Below are 1,488 nucleotides of genomic sequence, written 5' to 3'. Positions count from 1 at the left end.
CTGAACGGAACGACGATCGATCGCAAAAGTTATGAAGTACTCGGTCATGGCAAGGTCCTCATGCTGCCGATGAAAGAATTTGAGTTGCTCTCACAGCTAGCCAGCTATCCGGATCGCACCTTCTCCAGGGAGGAATTGATACAGCTGATCTGGGGCTCCGATTTCGACGGAGATGATCGAACCGTGGACGTGCATATTAAGCGACTTCGGGAACGATTCGCCGATCGCAGTGGGGATTTTCAGATCCGTACCATTCGGGGTGTCGGGTACAAACTGGAGGCGGCTCCGCTGTGAGAACCCTCTACTCCCGCATCGTCATTACGACGATCGCCATTATGGTCATTAGCAGTGTGATCGCGTTTGTGATCTCCAATATGTATTATCACTTTAGCCTGAAGCCCTTCAATGACGAGAAGGTCACGACGATGGCCACAGATATCGGCAACTTTTACACCACGCATCCCGGTATGGATCTTCATGAATATCTCGATCATGTTGGACAACTGGGATATCAATTCTATCTCATCAACGACGCCGGCAAAGAATGGATGTATGGCGGTATTTTTCGTGAGCGTGACCTGTCCTCAGACATTGTGCGGGAAGTGCTGGACGGCACGATCTATCACGGAATTGCTTCAGTTCCTCCGAAGCTGTTCATCACAGGATTCTTCGACAATGTGTTGAGCAACTCCATCGGAATCCCGCTTCAGGTAGAAGGGACAAATCACGCCCTCTTCATGCGGCCGGATATCACCGTCCAGTTCGGCGAAATGCGAATATTCTTCACCATTATTATGGTCATCTCCATCCTGCTCAGCATTCTGCTGGTAGGGATTATCACGCGCTATATCGTGAAACCGATCGTGAAATTAACGGAAGCCACCCAAAGTGTCGCGCGTGGGCGTTATCAGGTAGATCTCGATATTACAAGACGCGATGAAATTGGGCAGCTGGCCGACCATTTTTCCCAGATGACAAAGGGATTAGAACAATTGGAGCAGATGCGACAAGAGTTTGTATCGAATGTATCGCATGAGATTCAGTCCCCGCTCGCTTCCATCCAGGGCTTCTCCCAGACCTTGCAGTCCCAGCAGTTGAGCGAGGAACAACAACAGCACTATCTGTCCATTATTGAGGCGGAGAGCCGCCGCATGTCAGGGCTTAGCAAACAGCTGCTGATGCTCGCCTCGCTGGATAAAGAAGAGAACATTCTGGAGAAGACTACATTCGATGTGGCTGACCAAATTAAGCAAGTGCTCTTGCATACGGAGTGGAGCTGGCGCAGCAAGGATCTGACGATCGATATGTCTCTGCCGTCGACCTACATCTATGGCGACCAGCATCTGCTCCATCAGGTATGGACCAATCTGATCACCAACAGCATCAAGTATACCGAGGCGGAGGCCGTGATCTCGCTGAAAATCACCACAGCGGATATGCAGCAATGCTGCATCGAAGTTTCCGATACCGGGATTGGGATATCCCAAG

General features: G+C 50.5%; 2 protein-coding genes. Both read left to right on the top strand.

The features are described 5' to 3' along the window. A partial coding sequence (locus ACFRAK_RS28630; RefSeq protein WP_394573136.1) for a winged helix-turn-helix domain-containing protein occupies positions 1-294 on the top strand: 294 nt, incomplete at its 5' end. Next, positions 291-1,488: sensor histidine kinase (locus tag ACFRAK_RS28625; protein ID WP_394573135.1), on the top strand; the 1,198-nt coding region annotated here is incomplete at its 3' end. The genes ACFRAK_RS28630 and ACFRAK_RS28625, both read left to right, overlap by 4 nt.

This window comes from Peribacillus sp. NPDC056705 (genome assembly GCF_043656335.1).
Note: the sequence above shows the minus strand (reverse complement) of the source record. Positions and strands in the feature narration are given on the sequence as shown.